Source organism: Ruminococcus sp. RTP21204st1_B2_RTP21204_210225, assembly GCF_040914135.1.
GTDB classification, from domain to species: domain Bacteria; phylum Bacillota; class Clostridia; order Oscillospirales; family Ruminococcaceae; genus Hominimerdicola; species Hominimerdicola aceti.
The window spans coordinates 1-1,300 of sequence record NZ_JBCPGA010000119.1 but is presented as its reverse complement, the minus strand read 5'-3'; the positions used below and the strand labels follow the sequence as shown (position 1 = coordinate 1,300).

Annotated in this window: 1 protein-coding gene and 1 pseudogene; one reads left to right on the top strand and one right to left on the bottom strand. The window is 42.9% G+C overall.

Going from position 1 to position 1,300, the window contains the following annotated elements:
- The coding region (locus AB5123_RS14375; RefSeq protein WP_368365004.1) for a helix-turn-helix domain-containing protein at positions 1-866 on the bottom strand (866 nt) is incomplete at its 3' end.
- A gap of 111 nt (positions 867-977) precedes the next feature.
- Here AB5123_RS14375 and AB5123_RS14370 point away from each other — a divergent pair.
- Positions 978-1,300, top strand: a pseudogene (locus AB5123_RS14370) (MFS transporter); the annotation flags it as partial.

Sequence of the window (1,300 nt, the reverse complement as noted above, 5' to 3'; positions counted from 1 at the left end):
GTAACGCCGTACAGCTTTTTGAATCTGCGGCAGAAATAGCCGATGTTCTCAAATCCCGTTTCCTGCGCTATGGTGCAAACGCTGTTTTCGGTATCAACAAGCAGTTTTGACGCACGTTTCAGTCTGTATTCCACAACGTAATTTATCGGCGAAGTGTGCAGGTATGTCCTGAAAATATTTAGAACACTGCTTTTGCTTATAAGAACTGTTCCTGCAATATCGTCCAGTGTTATCTGACCGCTGTAATTATCATGAATATACTGCATCATTATCTGAAGCTTAGCCTGCGTCTGTGCGGAATGCCCGGACACGGGGCCGCAGTCTGTTATCTGTATGCTTTCATATAACAGGCACCATAGTTTCAGCAGCAGTTCTACCGTTTCCATTTCAGAAGCCGTGCCAGAACCCTGCACAGCAAATACCAACCTCATTGTTTCGATAATGCTGTGGTGTGCTGTTTCTTCGGCGGAAAAAATCACACATTCGGTAGTTGATTCAATTATCGGTCTGATGTATCTGCTGTATATCAGACTGCCCTGCGGCGCAAGCAGAACAGGTGAAAAAACAATGTTCGGAATGATGGCGCTGTCTTCTGCTTCAAACCTGTGTATCACCTGAGAATTTATAAAGATCCCATCGCCCGAGCTTAGAACATACCTGTTTCCACCCACCAGAAAATCAGCCTTGCCATGCTGTATATAAACAAATTCGACCTCTGGGTGCCAGTGCCAGTCGATACAGTGAAAATCGAAATCCCAGATGTCCTCATAATAGTAGCTGAACGGATATTCTTCGCTGCCGTGACTTGCAGTTTCACGTAAGGTTTCGTCCGTTGTGATCCTGTCCTTTTTGATTTCATTTCCCATGTTCTCACCCAATTTACGATATTGTGTAATAAAAATGTGATTTTGTGTATTGAAATGTTACGATATTTACTATATAATCTGATTATATCATTTGTCAAGGAGTTTGTCAATATGGCTGTAAATTACAGAAAAACACTTATATCCTGCTATCTTGGATTCATCACACAGGCAATAGCGGCTAATTTCGCTCCGCTTCTATTTCTCACATTTCACAATGGCTATGGTATTCCGTTTGGAAAAATTGCCCTTATCTCGTCGGTATTTTTTGTTACTCAGCTTATCATAGATGTGCTGTGCGCACGTTTTGCCGACAAGATCGGCTATCGGAAATGCGTTATCGGTTCGCAGGTGTTTTCTGCGCTGGGACTTATCGGGCTTGCTTTTCTGCCAGAACTGCTTCCCAATCCGTTTTCAGGAATAATTATAAGCACGGT